General features: G+C 52.7%; 14 protein-coding genes and 1 pseudogene. 3 read left to right on the top strand and 12 right to left on the bottom strand.

Annotated elements, in window-relative coordinates:
- Window positions 1-28: 28 nt before the first annotated feature.
- From NMC31_RS06880 to NMC31_RS06870, 3 genes are all read right to left on the bottom strand, one after another.
- A complete protein-coding gene (locus tag NMC31_RS06880) occupies window positions 29-2,701 on the bottom strand; it encodes a glycoside hydrolase family 38 N-terminal domain-containing protein (protein WP_253897397.1) in 2,673 nt (890 codons plus the stop codon).
- 17 nt (window positions 2,702-2,718) lie between these two features.
- Complete coding sequence (locus tag NMC31_RS06875; RefSeq protein ID WP_253897396.1) at window positions 2,719-4,677, bottom strand: fructose-specific PTS transporter subunit EIIC; 1,959 nt, start codon at window positions 4,675-4,677, stop codon at window positions 2,719-2,721.
- A 253-nt stretch (window positions 4,678-4,930) separates the two neighbouring features.
- Window positions 4,931-5,590, bottom strand: coding sequence for a MurR/RpiR family transcriptional regulator (locus NMC31_RS06870; RefSeq protein WP_253897395.1), 660 nt, complete (start codon window positions 5,588-5,590; stop codon window positions 4,931-4,933).
- A 263-nt stretch (window positions 5,591-5,853) separates the two neighbouring features.
- Here NMC31_RS06870 and NMC31_RS06865 point away from each other — a divergent pair, with 263 nt between their 5' ends.
- Together NMC31_RS06865 and NMC31_RS06860 are read left to right on the top strand one after the other, a co-directional pair.
- Entirely contained in the window at window positions 5,854-6,417 is a 564-nt protein-coding gene (locus tag NMC31_RS06865) for a glucose-6-phosphate isomerase family protein (RefSeq protein ID WP_253897394.1), read from the top strand.
- Entirely contained in the window at window positions 6,410-7,180 is a 771-nt protein-coding gene (locus NMC31_RS06860) for a glucose-6-phosphate isomerase family protein (protein WP_253897393.1), read from the top strand. The genes NMC31_RS06865 and NMC31_RS06860 overlap by 8 nt, the downstream gene beginning before the upstream one ends.
- A gap of 41 nt (window positions 7,181-7,221) precedes the next feature.
- Here NMC31_RS06860 and NMC31_RS06855 read toward each other — a convergent pair whose 3' ends face one another.
- From NMC31_RS06855 to NMC31_RS06835, 5 genes are read right to left on the bottom strand one after another with little or no spacing between them, the layout of a single operon-like run.
- On the bottom strand, window positions 7,222-8,040 hold the full coding sequence (locus NMC31_RS06855) for a PTS system mannose/fructose/sorbose family transporter subunit IID (protein WP_253897392.1): 819 nt from the start codon (window positions 8,038-8,040) through the stop codon (window positions 7,222-7,224).
- The gene (locus NMC31_RS06850; RefSeq protein ID WP_253897391.1) at window positions 8,040-8,837 is read right to left on the bottom strand and encodes a PTS mannose/fructose/sorbose/N-acetylgalactosamine transporter subunit IIC; all 798 of its coding nucleotides are present in this window, start codon (window positions 8,835-8,837) and stop codon (window positions 8,040-8,042) included. The genes NMC31_RS06855 and NMC31_RS06850 overlap by 1 nt, the downstream gene beginning before the upstream one ends.
- Before the next feature lie 10 nt (window positions 8,838-8,847).
- Window positions 8,848-9,342 carry a PTS sugar transporter subunit IIB gene (locus NMC31_RS06845; protein ID WP_149463041.1) on the bottom strand — a complete coding sequence of 165 codons (495 nt, stop codon included), beginning with the start codon at window positions 9,340-9,342 and terminating at the stop codon, window positions 8,848-8,850.
- Between the two features lie 10 nt (window positions 9,343-9,352).
- Window positions 9,353-9,781: a PTS sugar transporter subunit IIA gene (locus NMC31_RS06840; RefSeq protein WP_149463042.1), complete on the bottom strand. Its 429-nt coding sequence runs from the start codon at window positions 9,779-9,781 to the stop codon at window positions 9,353-9,355.
- Window positions 9,781-11,529: a class I mannose-6-phosphate isomerase gene (locus NMC31_RS06835; RefSeq protein ID WP_253897390.1), complete on the bottom strand. Its 1,749-nt coding sequence runs from the start codon at window positions 11,527-11,529 to the stop codon at window positions 9,781-9,783. Before NMC31_RS06835 ends, NMC31_RS06840 begins: the two co-directional genes overlap by 1 nt.
- Before the next feature lie 185 nt (window positions 11,530-11,714).
- Between NMC31_RS06835 and NMC31_RS06830 the strand changes: the two are divergent.
- Window positions 11,715-12,716, top strand: a pseudogene (locus NMC31_RS06830) (LacI family DNA-binding transcriptional regulator); the annotation flags it as partial.
- On the opposite strand, the gene citB reads toward NMC31_RS06830, so the two are convergent.
- The 4 genes from citB to oadA form a co-directional block, all read right to left on the bottom strand.
- On the bottom strand, window positions 12,715-13,413 hold the full coding sequence (gene citB, locus NMC31_RS06825) for a citrate response regulator transcription factor CitB (protein ID WP_149463045.1): 699 nt from the start codon (window positions 13,411-13,413) through the stop codon (window positions 12,715-12,717). The pseudogene NMC31_RS06830 and the gene citB sit on opposite strands and share 2 nt — an antisense overlap.
- A complete protein-coding gene (gene citA, locus NMC31_RS06820) occupies window positions 13,406-15,034 on the bottom strand; it encodes a citrate sensor histidine kinase CitA (RefSeq protein WP_253897446.1) in 1,629 nt (542 codons plus the stop codon). Before citA ends, citB begins: the two co-directional genes overlap by 8 nt.
- A 133-nt stretch (window positions 15,035-15,167) precedes the next feature.
- Window positions 15,168-16,469, bottom strand: a complete 1,302-nt coding sequence (locus NMC31_RS06815; RefSeq protein WP_253897389.1) for an oxaloacetate decarboxylase subunit beta — start codon at window positions 16,467-16,469, stop codon at window positions 15,168-15,170.
- Between the two features lie 11 nt (window positions 16,470-16,480).
- A complete protein-coding gene (gene oadA / locus NMC31_RS06810; RefSeq protein ID WP_253897388.1) occupies window positions 16,481-18,253 on the bottom strand; it encodes a sodium-extruding oxaloacetate decarboxylase subunit alpha in 1,773 nt (590 codons plus the stop codon).
- Window position 18,254 lies beyond the last annotated feature (1 nt).

The raw sequence follows: 18,254 nt of genomic DNA, 5'->3' as shown, positions 1-18,254 counted from the left end.
CACTACCGGTGCGCCCCTTATCTGTTATTCATGCACCCGGCGCATGCTCGGGCCCGTCAATCATTCTCACGGCAAGCGTAATGTAATCTCTGGCGGCAAGGGTAAGGGGGCTATTTACGGGCTCGCGGCGTTCCTCCTGTAAGGTCAGCATTGAGAGTTGATAATCACAGGAAGAGGAGAAAAATAGCGGCTGTGGGGTTTCGCCTGGGTTAAACAGGCGAAGGATAAACTCTCCAGCGCATTCTCCAGGCCTGCACATGCTTATCATGATCCGAGGATTATCCTGAGAGAGCCATGCCGCTGATGGGGGAATTTTTGTTGTCGGGAGCGGAATGGTGAAGCGCTCAAGACGTTCCTCAAAGGTATTCAACTGCTGGAGTTGATACGTCAGATAGTGTTCACGATAGTGATGGCAGGAGAGCATGAGCGTCGCGTCATCAACCTGGCTATCCATGACGAGCGCATAATCGAACGTCATGGCCTGATGCATTTGCGCGTCGGGTGTCTCAACAACCTTGTTGTTAATGCCTGACGCACGCCCTGGTCGCCACAGCGTATCATCTTTACCCAATAGCCCGACGCTACGAAACAGCGTTAACGCCAGCGTGTCTTCGGCAGGGAAGACTTCATATTCCTTAATCCCTTTAGTGATTACGCCGAAGAAGTGGTCGTCATTACGCAATGCAACACAGTTTTCCATCGTGTAGATAGGCATCGGTTTTTCGACAAAACCCTGCTCGCGCCAGTCAGTGACATAGGGGCTAATGTTGTCGCGACGCAGCAACGAGAAGCCTTGATCGGCATAAGAATCAAGGGGGGTTTTGACGGGGGTTTTAAGGTATACGCGCAGGCGATGATTATCCGCCTGATTCACCAGACTATGGGTTACGCGAACATAATTTTCATGCTGACGCAGTTCGATGGTGGTATGGATCAGAAGCGCTGAAGTACAGTGCCCCTCCAGTCGCTGTGGGATATCCTGTGGTAACTTCAGCGTCGATTCCAGCGTCATTCGGCTGACCATCGGGCTGACCTCGCTGGCGAGAAGGGTAAATGCCCTACTGATGATCGGCTGTTCCGTTTCAAGCGGTGCGAAATCGAACTCGTCACCGTTGTCGCCACAGTCAACGAAGGTTAAGAAATCTTCTACGCACTGCCGGGTAATGCGATTTTCCAGTGCTAATTTGCCGTCGTTCAGGCTCACGCGATAACGATCGCTCTCAATGGTCTGACGCGCCGTCTGCGTCAGCATCATCGCTGCACTCGCCTCTGTTATCTCGTAGGTTTGATAGCCAAGCCCGTTAATGCCTTGCGCAGGAAAGAGAATTTCACTGCGATAGTAATTATCGACCTGCTCCAGCTTCTCGCCTGCCGCGGTGACAATCACCCGCTGACCACCATCCAGCTCCTGTTGATTGAGCACCGTACATTCAACGGGTTTACTCCCCCGCTTAAGGGCGATGCCTTTATCTTTAGTGAAGACGACGGCATGGACCAACCGATTTAATGGGCTGACGTCGCCGTTAAACACGACAAGAATATTGTCCTGCGCCATTTGCTGGCTGATTGCGTGGCTGATTTTCTTTTTCAGCAGGTTAATAAGACTGAGAGCCGAACGCTCCACGCTGATAAGACGATGTTTAATATTGTGGTTTACCGGATCAGCATTTGTGGCTTCAATGCCGTTATGCGCATGAGCAGAGAAAACCTTTTTCCATAACGCATCCATCATCGGCTGCGGCCAATGTATGCCGAGCTGGGACGCGATCACGGTGAGCGGTTCCAGTTGATCGAGCAGCAGATGTTCGGTTTGCCACGTCTGGCGTTTTATATCCGCGCGCGTTGAGTGACACGTGCGGTGGATACGCGATTTCTGGCAGGCAAAAAGTTCGCCCTCAATGACGTTATTAAAAGAGCGCTCTTTCCAGGTCTCCTGCATGTACTCTTCATAGCTGGACATTGTAAAGTGGTAAGGCGTATCCCGTTGATTCAACGCCTTGACCGTTTGCGGGAATTGCGCATTCGGCAAAACCTGATCGCCGCCGCAAGGCAGGAGCAGGTTATCGGTGTGGCTATTCATGGCGCTTAGCCGTTCAAGAATAGGCAGCAGGCGATGATTGAGATAATCGGTATCAGTGGAGAGGAATTTTCCCGGACCGTAGCCGTAATACATATAGTTAGTCGCTACGGTTCTATGATTCGGCGCCTGCCAGAGGAAATTCAAATCGCCGCGGATTTGATCGGTATAAATGCCGCGTTGCAGAACGCAATAATCAATACCCGCATCGGTGAATATCGCCGGAAGATAGGCGTGCTGGCCGAAAATATCCGGTAAATAGCCGACATTCATGCTATGCCCAAACTGTTTCGCGGTGCGAATACCGTATTGCAGATTACGGATTAGCGACTCTGTACGAATTAACAACGAATCACACTGGGTGTACCAGGGGCCGACGTAAAGCCGTTTCTGACGGACCAGTTCGGCGATACGTGAGGCGTTCTCAGGGCGCACCTGCAAATAATCGTCGAGAACGATAGCGAGACCATCAAAGGAATAGCTGGGAAAGGTTGCATCGCCTTCCAGCAAATCCAGCAGATAATCAATATTCTCGATGAGCAGAATATGCGAGTCCTCGCAGGTAAAATACCACTCAGCATCCCAATGGCAGTGCGGAACAACATAGACGTGTTTTGACGTCATTTGCGTAAATCTCCTGGTCAATTCAGTGTTATCTTGCCAACTTTGATGAAGTAGTAGCGAATCAGAACATTGGCGAAAGCAATGAAGACAATCCCGGCGCCCATGCCGCAAAGATACGCCGGAAGGTTTTGCACTAACGGCCAACCCCATACGGCGGGGAGGGGAAGCCATTGCACGGAACCCAGGCTAATGGCGATTAACGCGCCTATTACAGCGCCAATGATATTGATTGAAATCGTAATGATTGGGTTTTTCAGCATAAAGGGAATCGCACCTTCGCCAATGGCCAGAAATCCCAGAATTAATGATGTGGTGCCTGTGACGCGCAGGTTATCGTCAAACACGCGCTGGCGAACGATAAAACGATCGATAAGCGTGGCCAGGCCAATACCAATGGGGGGGATAACGATCCCCAACACTCTGGCAGTGAGGGGGAAAATGTGATCTGCTGCCAGCCCAATGGCAATCGCACCGGCGGATTTATTGACCGGGCCGCCCAGGTCGAAAGCGGTGAGCGAGGCGATGATGACGGCCAGTGTCAACGTGCTGGAGGTGCCGTGCTCGGTAATAAACTGCTGAAGGAAGCGGTTAAGGCCACCGAAAACAGGATCGACAAAATAGAAATTGATAAAGAAGAGAATCAGGACGGAAAGCCCCGGTACTATCAACATCGGTTTCATCGCCTGCAGGTGCTTATGCAGACGAATATGGTGGTTGAGATAGTTAGCGATAAATCCCGCCAGCGCACCCAGAATCAGAGCACCGAGAAAACCAGAGGGAATGCCGCCAGTCACAGACCAGAAGGTGTAATGCAACCCGCCAGCGAAAGCGCCCCCGACAAATCCCGGAACCAGGCCTGGTCTGTCGGCAATGCTATAGGCCATGTAGGCGGCGAAAACCGGATACATGAACTTCATGATCATGGCGCCATAGAGCGTTAAAAAGTGGCAAATAATCAGTAAGGTATTGTCGTTGCTGGCATAGCTATTGTTGCCGATATCTGTGATGCCCAGCGTGCTGGCAAGTAACTGACCGATCCCCATCATCAAACCCGCGGCGACAATCACCGGAATCATGTAAGAGATCCCGGTAGAGATCCCCTGATAAATTTGTCTGCCAAAAGAGAGTGTATTCGGGCTTGCCTGGCGATCGCCGTTTTCGGCTTCGTTGACCATGCCATCCGGGTGAGTGAGTAAGCGATCAATTAGCCCGTCGGCATCCTTTAATGGTTCTGAAACCGACGTGTTGATGAAGGCTTTCCCGTTAAACCGGGCTTTCCCTTTTGGCGGCAGCGCGGCGGCAAAAATAACGCCACTTGCCTGGGCTATTTGCCCGGCATTCACGGCATCTTCAATACCGTTTGCGCCCTGTTTTTCACTAAATACGCGGATCCCGCGGGCAGCTCCGGCTTTTTCCAGCGCTTCCGCTGCCATATAGGTGTGGGCGATCCCGGCGGAGCAGGACGTGATCACAATAATGCTCTGGCCCGTATCATTAACGAGAGGCTTTTCTGTGCCAGCGTGATGGTTATCGAGTAGGCTCAGAAATGCTTCAATCGTGGGAGCGGCCTTTAACGCGCGAACATTGTTTTCATCCATCAGCGCCAGGCTTAGCGTTGAGAGCAAACGCAAATGCCCATCATCATCTCCTTGTGGAACGGCTAACAGAAAGACTAATGAGACGTTGTCTTCGCCATCCATGGTGGGCCAATCCGCAATGGGTTGCTTCAGGCGAGCGACGGCAAAGGCGGGCTCTTTAACTGTAGGGGATTTTCCATGAGGTATGGCGATACCATGTTCGAATCCGGTTTCGGATATATTCTCTCGTTCCCAGACGGCGTGCAGAAATGCGGTTTTATCGCCGATCTTTCCCTTTTCAAACAGCAGGGTGGTGAGGTTATCAAGAATGGTTTCGCGGTTGGACCACTCCTGGTCAAGAAGGATTAATTCCTGAGATGTTACATCACTTAACAACATATATCCCCCAAAATGGTGCGATTTGTTATGTTATTTGAGTTAATTATTCATGGTGGCTAACATAATCGTTCTTTATAAAACGATATTAATAGAATCATTATCGGGTGTTGGTTTAGTTTACTGACAGTATATTTAAGAGAACGGTTTTTTTAGTCAAGTGTATGGCGGTACAACGAATGTATGATAAAACTGTTTTATGTTTTTTTGCGCAGGGGCTTTTTTTGACGGGTAAAATGTGTGGGGGGAATTCATGTTAGCTAATAGCGGTATCCAAAAGCTGATAGCCAATACCATCGATAAAATTCAAAATAGTAATTTGCGTTTCTCTTTTATAGAGGGTGGTCACGTTCTCGTTGGATTCAACATGCCATGCCCGCGAAGCGAGTTTACACAGCGAGGAGTTCGCCTGCGTAATGGCAATCACGCGTAAGTTCTTGCGTTTTGCGTTACGTGCCATGTCGAGAATGTCCGCTGTTTCACCGGATTTACTGACCAGGAGCAGTATGCCCCGGTTGATTAATGCAAGCTGGTGGATATCCACTAACGTTAAGTGTGGAATGCCAGCGATTGAGAGAAAGCGTGAGAGATAATTGAGGCTGGTTAAAGTGGCGCCACGGGCATACAAATAGATATGCTGACCGCTTTTAAACTCGTTACAGAGCGCATTAAGCTCATTTTCCGCTATGGAATAATTCACGCCGTCGTGCTGACTTTGAAAACTGTGCGTTGACTGATATTTATATCGAAGTTCCGTATAGCTGGAAAACCCCATCTTTTTACTGACGCGATTTACTGACGTTGTTGTTGTAAATGTGACGTTGGCGATTGTTTTTGCCGATAATGTAGATAATCGATGCGCATTGCAAAGTATATATTCATAAATTATCCGTTCTGAACGGGATAATGTATTCATGGCGACTATCCTTATCGTAACAGGGAGAAAGGAGAAAAGAACCTTCATTATCGAAAGGTTGCATCCTTAGGTTAATCTCTTTATCAAGAGGCCGTAAGCTGATTAATATGATTAACCATGCATATTTTAAAAAAAGTTAAGGGTGAATAGGGTCCTGAAAAATAAAGTTGTGAACCAGATTGCGAAACGGTACAGCTTGCCGTGAGGTTAATCGATTAATCTGCTATTGTTTTCTGGCTGTTCTCCTTGGGCCGGAGACAATTATGGATTCTACTATTATTCAGCCGCTGCACCTGGCGTGGTGTAGCGGCGCGCTTTCTGGTGCGCCGCTTCTCACTAAATCCACGACGCTTCAGGATCTTCCCGGCGTGTTTGCCGATCATACATGCTGGCAATCGCTCGCAGGGTCAAAACCTGTTTATCACGTTGAAATGTTTGCCACTCCTGACAGACCCGGTGAGCTTTACACGGGCGTTACGCATCTTATGCCGGGTAAAGTTGGCGAAGAGTTTTTTATGACGCGCGGGCATTTTCATGCGCGGCGTGAGCAAGGAGAGGTTTATATCGGTCTGCGTGGCGAAGGACTCTTACTTTTGCAGGATGAGCAGAATAGCACTCGCCTTGAGCGGGTTTATCCTGGCTCCGTTCATACTATCCCCGGCTTTACAGCGCATCGGTTAATCAATACCGGGAATGAAATTTTGAGTGCATTAGCCGTCTGGCCTTGCTCTGCGGGCCATGACTATTCAGCGCTGAAAAACGGTTTTGCGTTACGTGTGGTTGATGATGCGGGCAGCGTGCGGGTTATGGAGGTGAACCATGACTAATTTTGGCGTGGATATGGCCGTCCACTCATCGCCCCTGGGATTTAGTTACGGTAATGATGTCACCGGGCCAATGCCTGAGATCCGCACACTCGATCAAATCCGTCCTTCATTGCGCGATCCGCAATGTGAAGGGCCGGAAGAGGTGTATGCCATCGCGATGGATGTTGCGCGAATGCAGGATCGCGCAGAGCTGGAAAAGCGAATGCTGCTTTTTGGCGTTGTAACTTATGCTGCCGGAACCTTAGGCGAAGAGCCGATACGCAGTCAGGGGCACGTTCATCGCATCAGTCTTCACAGCGGCTGGTCGCCGCCAGAACTGTATGAAATCTGGCAGGGGAAAGCCATTATCTACATGCAGGAGTATGTGGATGACGATCCTGGCCGTTGTTTCGCCGTACTGGCGGGGCCGGGTGATAAGGTACTCGTTCCGCCAGGATGGGGACATGCGACCATATCGGCGAGCCCGGATGAAGCCCTCACTTTTGGCGCATGGTGTGACCGTGAATATGGTTTTGAATATGATGCCGTGCGGGCGCATAAAGGATTAGCCTGGTATCCGCTGGTACAGGAAAAGCAAATCGTCTGGCAGCATAATACTCATTACATGCCGGGGCGCTTGCAGGTCATTACCCCGCGTCAGTACCGTGAATTTGGTCTCTCTGATGAACCTATCTATCAGCAGTTTATCGACGATCCGGCTCGCTTTCAGTTTATTTCCCGTCCGGATAAAGTGGCTGATCTCTGGCGTAATTTCCACCCATAAAAAAACCGGGGCGAAAGCCCCGGCTTCAACATCTGTAACACTCACCCTGCAAACAAGCCCGTTGCCACACCGATTGCTGCCACCACTAAAAGCAGCAGCATCGCTTTCACCGGTGAGACGCCGCGTTTCGCCATCACATACCAGGTGCCCAGAACCACAATCAGAGGTAAGAGCTGCGGGAAAATACCATCCAGCATCTGCTGGAGATGAATATTTACGCCATCTTTGGTGATGAACTCCAGCCCGGTACCCAGCTTGACGTAGCTGGCCGCCACGCCGCCCATTACAAAGACCCCTAACAAAGAGAGCGCTTCACGCAGGCGTGTCGATTTACTGCTGACCAGCATTTCAACCGATCCCGATCCCATCTTGTAGCCTTTCAAGAACAGGAACCACGATCCGGGAATAATGATCGCCAGCCAGGCAATGATATAAAAGAGTGGCCCCAGCACGTTGCCGCCAGCGGCCAGCGCCATCCCAATACTGAGCAAAATGGGGATCAACATACCCGGGATCATTGAATCGCCAATGCCCGCAATCGGCCCCATTAAACCCACTTTGAGCGTGTTAATCGTTTCGCCATCGATAGGCTCGCCGTTAGCTTTTTTCTCCTCCAGTCCCAGCACCATACCGTTAACAATCGCGCCAAGCTGCGGCTCCGTATTGTAGAAAGAAGCATGACGGCGCAGCATTTCTTTTCGCTCAACAGCGTCCGGATAAAGCTTCTTCGCAACCGGTAGCATACTCAGACAAAAGCCAAAAGATTCCAGACGCTCAAAACTCATGGAGGAGAGGTTATGCATCATCCATGCCCGCCAGCAGCGGCGCAAATCCGTGCGTGTAAGTTTACGTTGTTCCATCAGAATTCATCCTCATCTTCAACTCTGGCGACCGGTGATGTCGTGACTGGCGCTTCAGGTTTGTAGTTGTAATGAATCAGCGCCAGCAGCGCGCCGACAATCACCAGCGCCACCATGTTCAGCTTCAGGAAAACGATGCACACAAAGCCGACAAGAAAGTAGATCAACATGGTGTAATTTTTGATGATCTGTTTGAGTAGAATCGCGATCCCCACTGCCGGGAGTATGCCGCCCAGTACGTTCATGGTGGACAGCACGATTTTGGGCAGACTTTCCATAAAGCCGCTGATGTATTGCGCACCAAAATAGACCGCGATAAATGTGGGAACGAAGCGCAGAACAAAGTTGGTGGCCTGAGGGAAAATAACGCTATTGAGGTAAATCCCCCGAGCATCATCCTGATCGATAGCCGTATCGGCACGATGATTCCAGAATGAGTTAACGACCATCATCGTGTTAAAGAGGATAGTCCCGGCGATCCCAATGGTCGCCGCCAGCGCGACGGCCACTTCTGGCCCCTGGCCTGACAGGATCCCCAGCGCAATGGCGGGGTAGGCGACAAAGTTTAAATCTGCGGGCATCGACCCGCCAGGAGTGACCATTGCAATGTAGACGGCCTGCACGGCGACGCCGATCATAATACCGGTTTTCACGTCGCCGAGAATTAAGCCAACCAGTAAGCCGGAGACCAGCGGCCTCGTTATCATATACCAGCCGCCGGTCAGGCCCAGCAGCCAGGGGCTACTCAATGCGCCCAGGTAACAGAGAATGCCAATTAATGTGGCTTCGAAAATCATCGCGCGCTCCTTATTTCAGCTTTTGCCAGGCGTCCTGCCAGCTATAAAAACTGGCATCGGGGACCAGGCGAAATTCGATAGAGTGGCCTTGCTCCGTTAGCCAGTTGAAGGCTGCGATTTCATCGCTATTTACGGACTGATTGGGGCCGATCGTGGTGGTATTCGCACGAGCGCTCATTGGGCCAACGTTGATTTTGCCATTGGCATTTTTCAGGCTGATACCGGCTTGCTCAATGCGCTGTAGCGTGAGAGGAGATTTTCCAATCACAAAGTAACGCTTTTCGCTGGCAATCACTTTCGGCAGCTTTTCTATGGCGGTCGCCGTGTCGAAGAGCCAGACTTTGGTATCCGGAACCGCGCCCTTCATGACGGAGGAGAGCAGGGGATCGGCAGCGACTGCGTCATCAATGGCGACAATACCGTCACAGGGCAGCTCTTTTGCCCACCGCGTGACGAGTTGCCCATGGATGACGCGGTCATCAATGCGAACAAACGAAATACTCATATTTGGCTCCTTAAAAATCATCCGACTGCGCTGACGTTGTCAGAACAGCCTGGGTAATCGTCGGTTGGGTTAATGCAATCAGGTGTTGCGCTGCTGCATGGACGTCGTTGAGATGAGCGACCTCGTCGGTTTGCAGCAACATGGGGAAATTGACACCGGCCACCACGGCGACAGGCGGTTGCGTTTGCGGAGAAAAACCATGCTGGCACGCGACATTCCACGGCGTGCCGCTTTGCATATCACATAGCACGACCACGCCGCAGGCTCCTTGGCTCGCTAAACCCAGAACGCGAGCGAAGTCCTGTTTGAAGCCTTCAATTCCGCCTTCTTCGGTGAGCGTGACGGCGTGAACATGAGGAAGTTCGCCATAGACCATGCGACTGCTTTCAAGCAGCGCGGTCGCCAGAGGGCCATGTGAGGCAACAATAAAATGAATCATCACTCCCCCCTTACCCAGGCTTTAATGGTCGCGAGACGCTGGCCCTGGCTTGTGCGGGTAGGCGAGATGCGATATTCGCCGACGCTTGCCGGAACAATAAAGGTTTCCGCATAGCGCACAATGAACGGGCAAAAAGCCTGAGTGGGGCTTTCAACCACAGCTTCGTCACCTTCCACCAGATTAAGAACATTAACGCCGCCCCCCGTATGATGAGTAACCGGCGCGGTAAACCAATGGCGACGCGTTTCGATAAACTCGCGTTCGTGCAAACCAGTGCGCTCTTCATGCCAGCCATCGCCTTGTGCGATAGGGTCTATCCGATTGACCAGATTCTTCATTACCCAGTCAGTATTACGTTGCCAGTCAATCACTTGCTCACCATGTTCCAGATGGACCGGACGCGGCAACCCATCCATGCCCAGACGACCCCAGTCCCAGAGCTTGAAGGTGAAAATGTAAGGCGTTGCGCTGATTTCCAGCACCATCGTGCCTGCACCAGAGCAGTGAACCGTGCCTGCGGGAATCAAAAAGTGATCGTGCTTTTTCGCCGGGAAGCGATTAACAAATCTGGCATCATCAAACGCTCTTTCGCCCCTGGCGGCGGCATATAAATCGTCCAGCATCGCCTGCGGATGTGTGCCGTTTTTCGTGCCCAGATAAACGTGCGCGCCGGGTTCTGCATCCAGAATGTAATAGCTTTCATCCTGGGTGTAGTGCATTCCAAACTGCTGCTGAATGTATTCAGTCAGAGGATGAACCTGGAAGCTCAGGTTTTGTCCCTGCATGGTATCGAGGAAATCAAAACGGATCGGGAATTCCGCGCCAAAGCGGGCGTGAACGCGTTCACCGAGCAACGCCCGGGGTTGTAAAAGAATCAGATCTTGTGAGGGGATCTCGATCCGCACGTTACCAAAACGCAGCAACAGGCTGTTTTCCTCGGGCACGCAATCAAAACACCATGCGTAATTGGGGGCCGTGGGATCGAGATCGAATTTGTTTTTCATCCACTGACCGCCCCAGACACCGGGATCAAAAAAAGGCATCACGCGGAAGGGGCGTTGTGTGGTGTGTTGCAGACCCGCACGTAAGGCATCGCCGCTGATCATGGCGGGTTTACCGGGTTGCGTGGTATCCAGTAGAAAATCGGTGCGGTTGAGTAACGGGGTTTTGTGCCGGTCAAACACGCGCCATTCAATAAAGAAAGCGCGTTTATAACGGCGAAGCATATCTTCATCGGCGTTATTGGCTCCCCAATTACTTAATCCTTCGTGGCGCATCCGCTGCTGGATTTCCCATCTTGGCAGATCTGCGTAGACCAGCACATCGCCCGGATGCACCAGCGCCGCGCCGGGTCCATAGATGATGGTTAAACCGGGTACGCTTTCTGCCTGGTCACGCAGGTGTGCCATTTTCCGCGCGTCGAAAAATTCAGTTAAGTGATGACAGGAGAGCACGCCGAACACGCGGTCATCGGTCAGGTTGCGCGCCAGCAAATGATGCAATGCCGTTTCGTCCAGGCGTGCATTTTCCACGTTCAGGGTTTGGCTGGGTTGTAGAGCGGGAAAAACGTTCTGCTCCAGTTCTCGCAAATTGACACCTGGATAGCAATCCACAACCAGCGTCACATTATTACGTTGTGATAGACGGTTGCGCAGAGCCGTAATAATGGGCTCCCACCCTTGCCAGGCTTCATGATCGTACCCGGCAACGGCAACTTCAGGGTACTTATCGTAAACGGAATGATTCATCGTTAATCTCCTTAATCTTTGATTTAAGATTAATCGATTAACCGTTTATGAAAAGAGTGGTTAACGCGATTAACCTGCAAGTTTTGCTAATTCACCGCTTATCTCGCAAGAGAGTGTGAAGCGACTCACACGCAGTAGTGCAAAAAAGAGGTTATTCGATTAATCTAAACAAAATGGAGGTGATAATGACCACGATAACCCTGGCGAATGTCGCAGAGCGCGCGGGTGTTTCAACTGCGACGGTATCTATGGTCTTGCGAAACCGGGGGCGAATTTCACAGGCAACTCGCGAGCGGGTTCTCAAGGCACTTGACGAAACGGGCTACGTCTATAACCAAACGGCGGCGAATCTGCGCAACCGAAGCAGCAATCAGGTCGGGCTGCTGTTACATGACATCACTAACCCGTTTTACGGCGAGATGACTGCCGGGTTAAGCCATGAGATGGAGCGTCATGACCTGCTACTTTTCCTTGCCAACAGTGAAGAATCCGGTGAACGGCAGCAACGATTTGTAGATTCGCTGATGCGTAACAACGCCTGCGGGATGGTGCTATGCGCCGCGCGAGAAACGCCGCAATCTTTTTTTGATGGGCTGAAACGGCGTAATATTCCGGCAATTATGGTTGTCAGGCCGCTTAGCGATCCCGATTTCGATTTTGTCGGCACCGATAATTTCCTCGGCACGCAAATGGCGACGGCGCATTTGCTTAAGCTGGGACATCGACATATCGCTTTTATCGGCGGTAGCCAGAACTCCGGTACGCGTGCCCAACGTATTGGCGGTTTTACCAGTAAATTACTGGAAAAGGGGATCTCGCCAAATGCGGAATGGATCGTCACCTCGCAGGCCAGCCAAAGCGACGGCGCGCGGGCGGCGGAAGAACTGTTACGTCGCTATCCGCAAATTACTGCCGCAGTTTGTTACCAGGATATCGTGGCGCTGGGCGTGATGCTAACGCTGCGTAAGATGGGGCGCGAACCCGGCCAGGATTTTGCGCTGGTGGGCTTTGATGATATTACCGAAGCGGCGCTGGTGCAGCCGGCGTTAACCACGGTGTCCGTCGCGGCCAAAGAAATTGGCCGCAAAGCGGGTGAGTTACTTTTTAGTCGCATTCAGGGCAATGATGAACCACCGAAGCGGATTATTCTTCCGCCTGCGTTGGTCATCCGGGAATCATGCGGGTTTACGCAATCGGTAACCGTTTCCCCCGATAAATCCGCTCCGGGCGGCCCACTTTCCCATAGTGAATTTCAGCCACCAGAAAGTCTTCTTTGACGCCTTGCTCAAGATACCGTCTGGCCGTCGTCTTGCTGCTACCGAGCAGGCGGGCCAGACTGTCGGCGGTGTGGACGGCGCTAAGGTCGCTGAAAACTTCGCGTACTTTACCTAGCGTATTTTCGTCGATGCCGCGTAGCGCAGAGGGTGGGGGCGTGATGTCTTCCTTTGCCTGCATATTGAAGAGGGCATCCACATGATTCTGACTGGCTTGCTCACTGGATCGCAACGAGCTGCGGTAGCGGGAAAACCTCTCAAGCGTATGCTGAAGTCGCTGGTAGTGCACAGGTTTAATCAGGTAATCAAAGACGCCCAGTTGCAGGGCCTCGCTAATCGTATCCATATGATTATCCGCGGTAATAAAGATAATTCGTCCGCTGAAATGGTTATTGACGGTATAGCGAATCAGATCGATGCCTTTGCCATCAGGTAAAAAATTATCAAGTAATATGAGCTGCGGCTGATAAAGCCTGATCATTTTCTTAGCGCTTTCCAGTTTATCCGCGATGCCCACGACTTTGTAACCGTGGAAGGGTTTTAGGGTTTCGACCAAAATCTCTGCCAGCATCGGCTCGTCTTCGACAATAAGGGTAGTAATACTATCCATGATGTTTTTCTCTGGTCAGGGGAATATAGAGTGTAAAAATGGTGCCGCCTGGAAGGTTATTATCCACAACAATGGTACCGCCAGCTTGCGCAACGTAGCTACGCACCAGCCACAGGCCAATACCGTGATCGCGGTTATTGCTGCTGGTGACACCGCGCTCGAAAATATGATCGCGCAGGGATTCATCGATCCCGCATCCCTGATCGGCGACCTCGATCAAAAACTCCGCACCTTCGCTGTTAATTAAGCATTCAATCTGTGTTGCCCCTTCGGGATGGCGCAGCGTTGCGTTATAGGCGTTATCCAGCAAATTACCGACGATCGAAATCCACTCGTTAGGCGTCAGCGTTTCGGGGAGGGCATCAACATAGCAACCGGGATCAAACACCAGTTCCAGCCCCAGCTCTTTAGCCCGGTAATATTTACCAATCAGAAGCCCGGCAAGGTGGTTATTGTTAAAGCGCTGAGCAATAAAATCGAGCACCTTTTGGTGACTTTCCGACTGCTGCTGAATCAGTGCCAGGGCATTATCGTAACGTTTAAGGAATAACAGTCCCGCAATGGTAGAAATTAGATTTCGGTGCTCATGCTGAACGGCCCGCAGATTATCGGCATACTGCTGAACCTGGCTGAGCTGTAAGCTCAGTGTGCTGATATCGTCCTTTTTACGAAAACTGATCACCCACCCCTGTGGTTCATCATTGAGGATCAAGGCCATGCGACTGGCGATCATCTTGATGTGATTAAAGATGACGATTTCATCTTTTTTATTCACTTCCGGACGGTCGTAAAAAAAGGCATTGGGTGAAACGACATCAGAGATGCTTTTACCAATTAGAAGATGTTCCGGCTGTACCAGATTTAGCCAGCGGCGTGCAGTTTGATTGATGGCAGTAATTCGCCAACCTGAGTCAATGGCGATTAACCCTTCAAATACTGATTCAAACAATACGTTTTGCTGGATCAAGAGCTGCGCCAGCTGCTGGGGCTCCATATTGAGCATCTGTCTTTTGATATGCAGTGAGAAGCGGCGAGCACAAAATAGCAGTAGTACCAGCATCGCGACCATCGGTAATAACACAGAACTAAGTTGTAGGCTGAGCCAGCTTTCCAGTTGCTCAATGGTGTAGCCCACGGATACGATGCCGATGACTTTGCCGGTGCTATCCTGGACGGGCGATTTCCCGCGCAAGGATGAGCCAAGCGAACCTTGACGAACGGAGACGTAGCTTTTGGCATTTATTAGCGCGTCCTGGCTATCGCCGCCTTCCATAAATTTGCCAATTTCTTCAGGATTAACATGATAAAGCCGACGACCCTGCGCATCACCAACGGTAATGTAGGTGGCATCAGAGAATGAACGCATCGGATCAATCAGTTCTTTAATTCGTGGAATATCTCGCTTTTCGACGGCGCTAACCAGCTCCGGCATGGCCGAAATCTGCATTGCCTGAATTAATGCGCGCTGGCCTACCTGATAATGTAGACGTTCTTCGGTGATGCTGGTGAGATACCAGGTAATGGCCAGCATCACGACGGTCGATGTAAAAAGAATCAGCAAAAAGATGCGATTCTGAAAGGAACGACGGGCAAACCAGTGGGTTAGTCTTTTCGCTACCATATTGATATCAAAAGCTGCATTTTTCACGATCTCAGCAAAAGATGAGCTGTCCGCCCTCATACTTTTGCAGAAATCAGAATTCATTTAGTGAAAAGAAAGCCCGGTCAGCATGACGCTGACCGGGCCTGGTTGTTTACATCGCCAGAACATACTTCAGCATCACGCCTGCGGCGATCGCCGAGCCAATCACGCCTGCCACATTCGGCCCCATCGCGTGCATCAGCAGGAAGTTTTGCGCATCCGCTTCCAGACCAACCTTGTTAGACACGCGTGCCGCCATCGGTACCGCCGAAACGCCTGCTGAGCCGATGAGCGGGTTAATCGGATTCTTACTGAATTTATTCAGTAATTTTGCCATCAACACGCCCGTCGCCGTCCCGATACCAAAGGCGATCACCCCCAGCACCAGAATGCCCAGCGTCTGCGGTTGCAGGAATTTATCCGCCACCAGCTTCGCGCCCACCGACAGACCAAGGAAAATGGTCACGATATTAATCAGCCCGTTCTGCACCGTGTCGCTCAGGCGCTCCACCACGCCGCTTTCACGCATCAGGTTGCCAAAGCAGAACATCCCCAGCAGCGGCGCGGCGTCCGGCAGCAGCAGCGCGACCAGCAACAGCAGGATCACCGGAAAAATGATTTTTTCCCGCTTGCTGATGGTCCGCAGTTGCACCATGCGGATTTTGCGTTCGCGCTCGGTCGTCAGCGCCTTCATGATGGGCGGCTGGATCAACGGCACCAGCGCCATGTAAGAGTAGGCCGCTACAGCAATCGCCCCGAGCAGTTCCGGCGCCAGTTTGCTGGCGAGGTAGATAGCCGTCGGGCCATCCGCGCCGCCGATAATGCCGATCGCTGCCGCCTGCGGCAGGGTGAAGTGGATGAACCCAAGGTAGTTCAGCCCCAACGCGCCCAGTACCGTAGCGAAGATGCCGAACTGTGCCGCAGCCCCGAGCAGCAGTGTGCGCGGGTTGGCCAGCAGCGGGCCGAAATCGGTCATCGCCCCGACGCCCATAAAAATCACCAGCGGCGCGACGCCAGAGCCAATCGCTACTTTATAGAACAGCGCCAGCACGCCCGGCGTGTAACCCATATCCACTGCCAGCGTTTCCATCTGGTTTTGCACCGACGGTAACGCCAGCGCCAGCGCCTCCTTGATGGCGTGAACATCCGGCGTGCAGTTGAGCTTCGCGGCTATCACTGTCAATTGCCCGGCGTCGTGATGCGCCAGCAGGCTCTCCAGCGCGGTCATTGCCATCCCGGCTTCCGGAATGTTCGACAGCAGGCCGCCGAAGCCAATGGGCAGCAGCAGCAGCGGTTCAAACTTTTTCGCGATAGCCAGCCACAGCAGCAGCAGGCTGACCAGCAGCATCACCGCCTGGCCTGCGCTGAGGTGCATCAGCCCCATGCCCTGAAGCAGGGCGTTCAGACTCTCCATATCCGCCCCCGTTACGCCAGCGTCATCAGGGTGTCACCCACCGCAACCGCATCCCCGGCTTTCACCGTGATGCCGCGTACCGTGCCTGCCTGCGCGGCGCGGATCTCCGTTTCCATCTTCATGGCTTCGAGGATCAGCAACACATCGCCTTCCGCCACCTGTTGGCCTTCGCTGGCGATGACTTTCCAGATATTCCCGGCCAGCGGCGCGGCAACCGGAGTGCCTGTGCCCGCCGGAGCAGGAGCCTGTGGCGCCGGAGCCGATGATGCGGCGACAGGCGTGATATCGCCGCCATCGCTTACTTTCACCACCCAGGCTTTGCCGTCCACTTCGACAGTATAAATACCGCTGGAGGCCGCCGGTTTTGGCGCGCTGACCGGGGCGGCTGGCTTAGCGGACGCCAGCTCAGGGCGCGGCTCAAAGGCCGCCGGGTTATCGCGATTCTCAAGGAACTTCAGGCCCGGTTGCGGGAAGAGCGCCACTGTCAGGACATCATCAATGGCGTTATCGGCAAGCGTAATGACTTTTTCCTGCGCCTGACGTTTGATATCCGCTTCCAGCGTCGCCAGTTCAGGTTTCAGCAGGTCTGCCGGGCGACAGGTAATTGCCTGCCCGCCTTCCAGCACCTTAGCCTGCAATGCGGCGTTCACCGGTGCGGGTGTGCGGCCATACTCGCCTTTCAAAATCCCCGCCGTCTCTTTGGCGATGGATTTATAGCGCTCGCCGGTCAGCACGTTGAGCACCGCCTGAGTGCCGACAATCTGAGACGTGGGCGTCACCAGGGGAATAAACCCGAGGTCTTCGCGCACGCGTGGGATTTCGGCCAGCACGGCATCAAGCTTGTCGGCGGCGTTCTGCTGCTTCAGCTGGCTTTCCAGGTTGGTGAGCATCCCGCCCGGTACCTGCGCCACCAGAATGCGGCTGTCATAGCCTTTCAGTTGACCTTCAAAGCTGTGGTATTTCTTACGCACGTCGCGGAAACAGGCGGCGATTTTCTCAATCTGCGGCAGCGAGAAACCGGTATCGTGCGGCGTGTCCGCCAGAGTGGCGACCAGCGCTTCGGTGGCCGGGTGACCGTAGGTGGCGCTCATCGACGAAATCGCCGTATCGACGCCATCGACGCCCGCGTCAATCGCTTTGAGCAGCGCCATTTCCGCCATGCCGGTGGTGGCGTGGCAGTGCAGATGCAGACGCACGTCATAGCGTTTTTTGATTTCACTGACCAGTTCATACGCCGCTCCGGGCGTCAGGATGCCGGACATATCCTTGATGGCGACAGAGTCGACGCCGATTTCCAGCAGTTGTTCCGTCAGGTCGAGCCAGGTTTGCAGGTTATGCGCCGGGCTGGTGGTGTAAGAGAGTGTGCCCTGCGCATGCGCGCCGTGGCTGCGCACCGCTTCAAGGGAAGCCTTCATATTGCGCGGATCGTTCATGGCGTCAAACACGCGGAACACGTCCATGCCGTTTTTCACGGCGCGCTCGACAAAGCGTTCCACCACGTCATCGGCGTAGTGGCGATAGCCCAGTAAATTCTGCCCGCGCAGCAGCATTTGCAGCGGGGTTTTCGGCAGGGCTTTTTTCAGCTCACGCAGGCGTACCCACGGGTCTTCGCCCAGAAAGCGAATGCAGGCGTCAAAGGTGGCGCCGCCCCAACATTCAAGCGACCAGTAGCCCACGTCATCGAGCGCCGCGGCAATCGGCAGCATATCGTCAAGACGCAGACGGGTGGCAAACAGAGACTGGTGAGCGTCGCGCAGGACGACATCGGTAATAGCAACGGTCATA

It is taken from the genome of Pseudocitrobacter vendiensis, assembly GCF_943590815.1.
Classification (GTDB): domain Bacteria; phylum Pseudomonadota; class Gammaproteobacteria; order Enterobacterales; family Enterobacteriaceae; genus Pseudocitrobacter; species Pseudocitrobacter vendiensis.
Note: the sequence above shows the minus strand (reverse complement) of the source record. Positions and strands in the feature narration are given on the sequence as shown.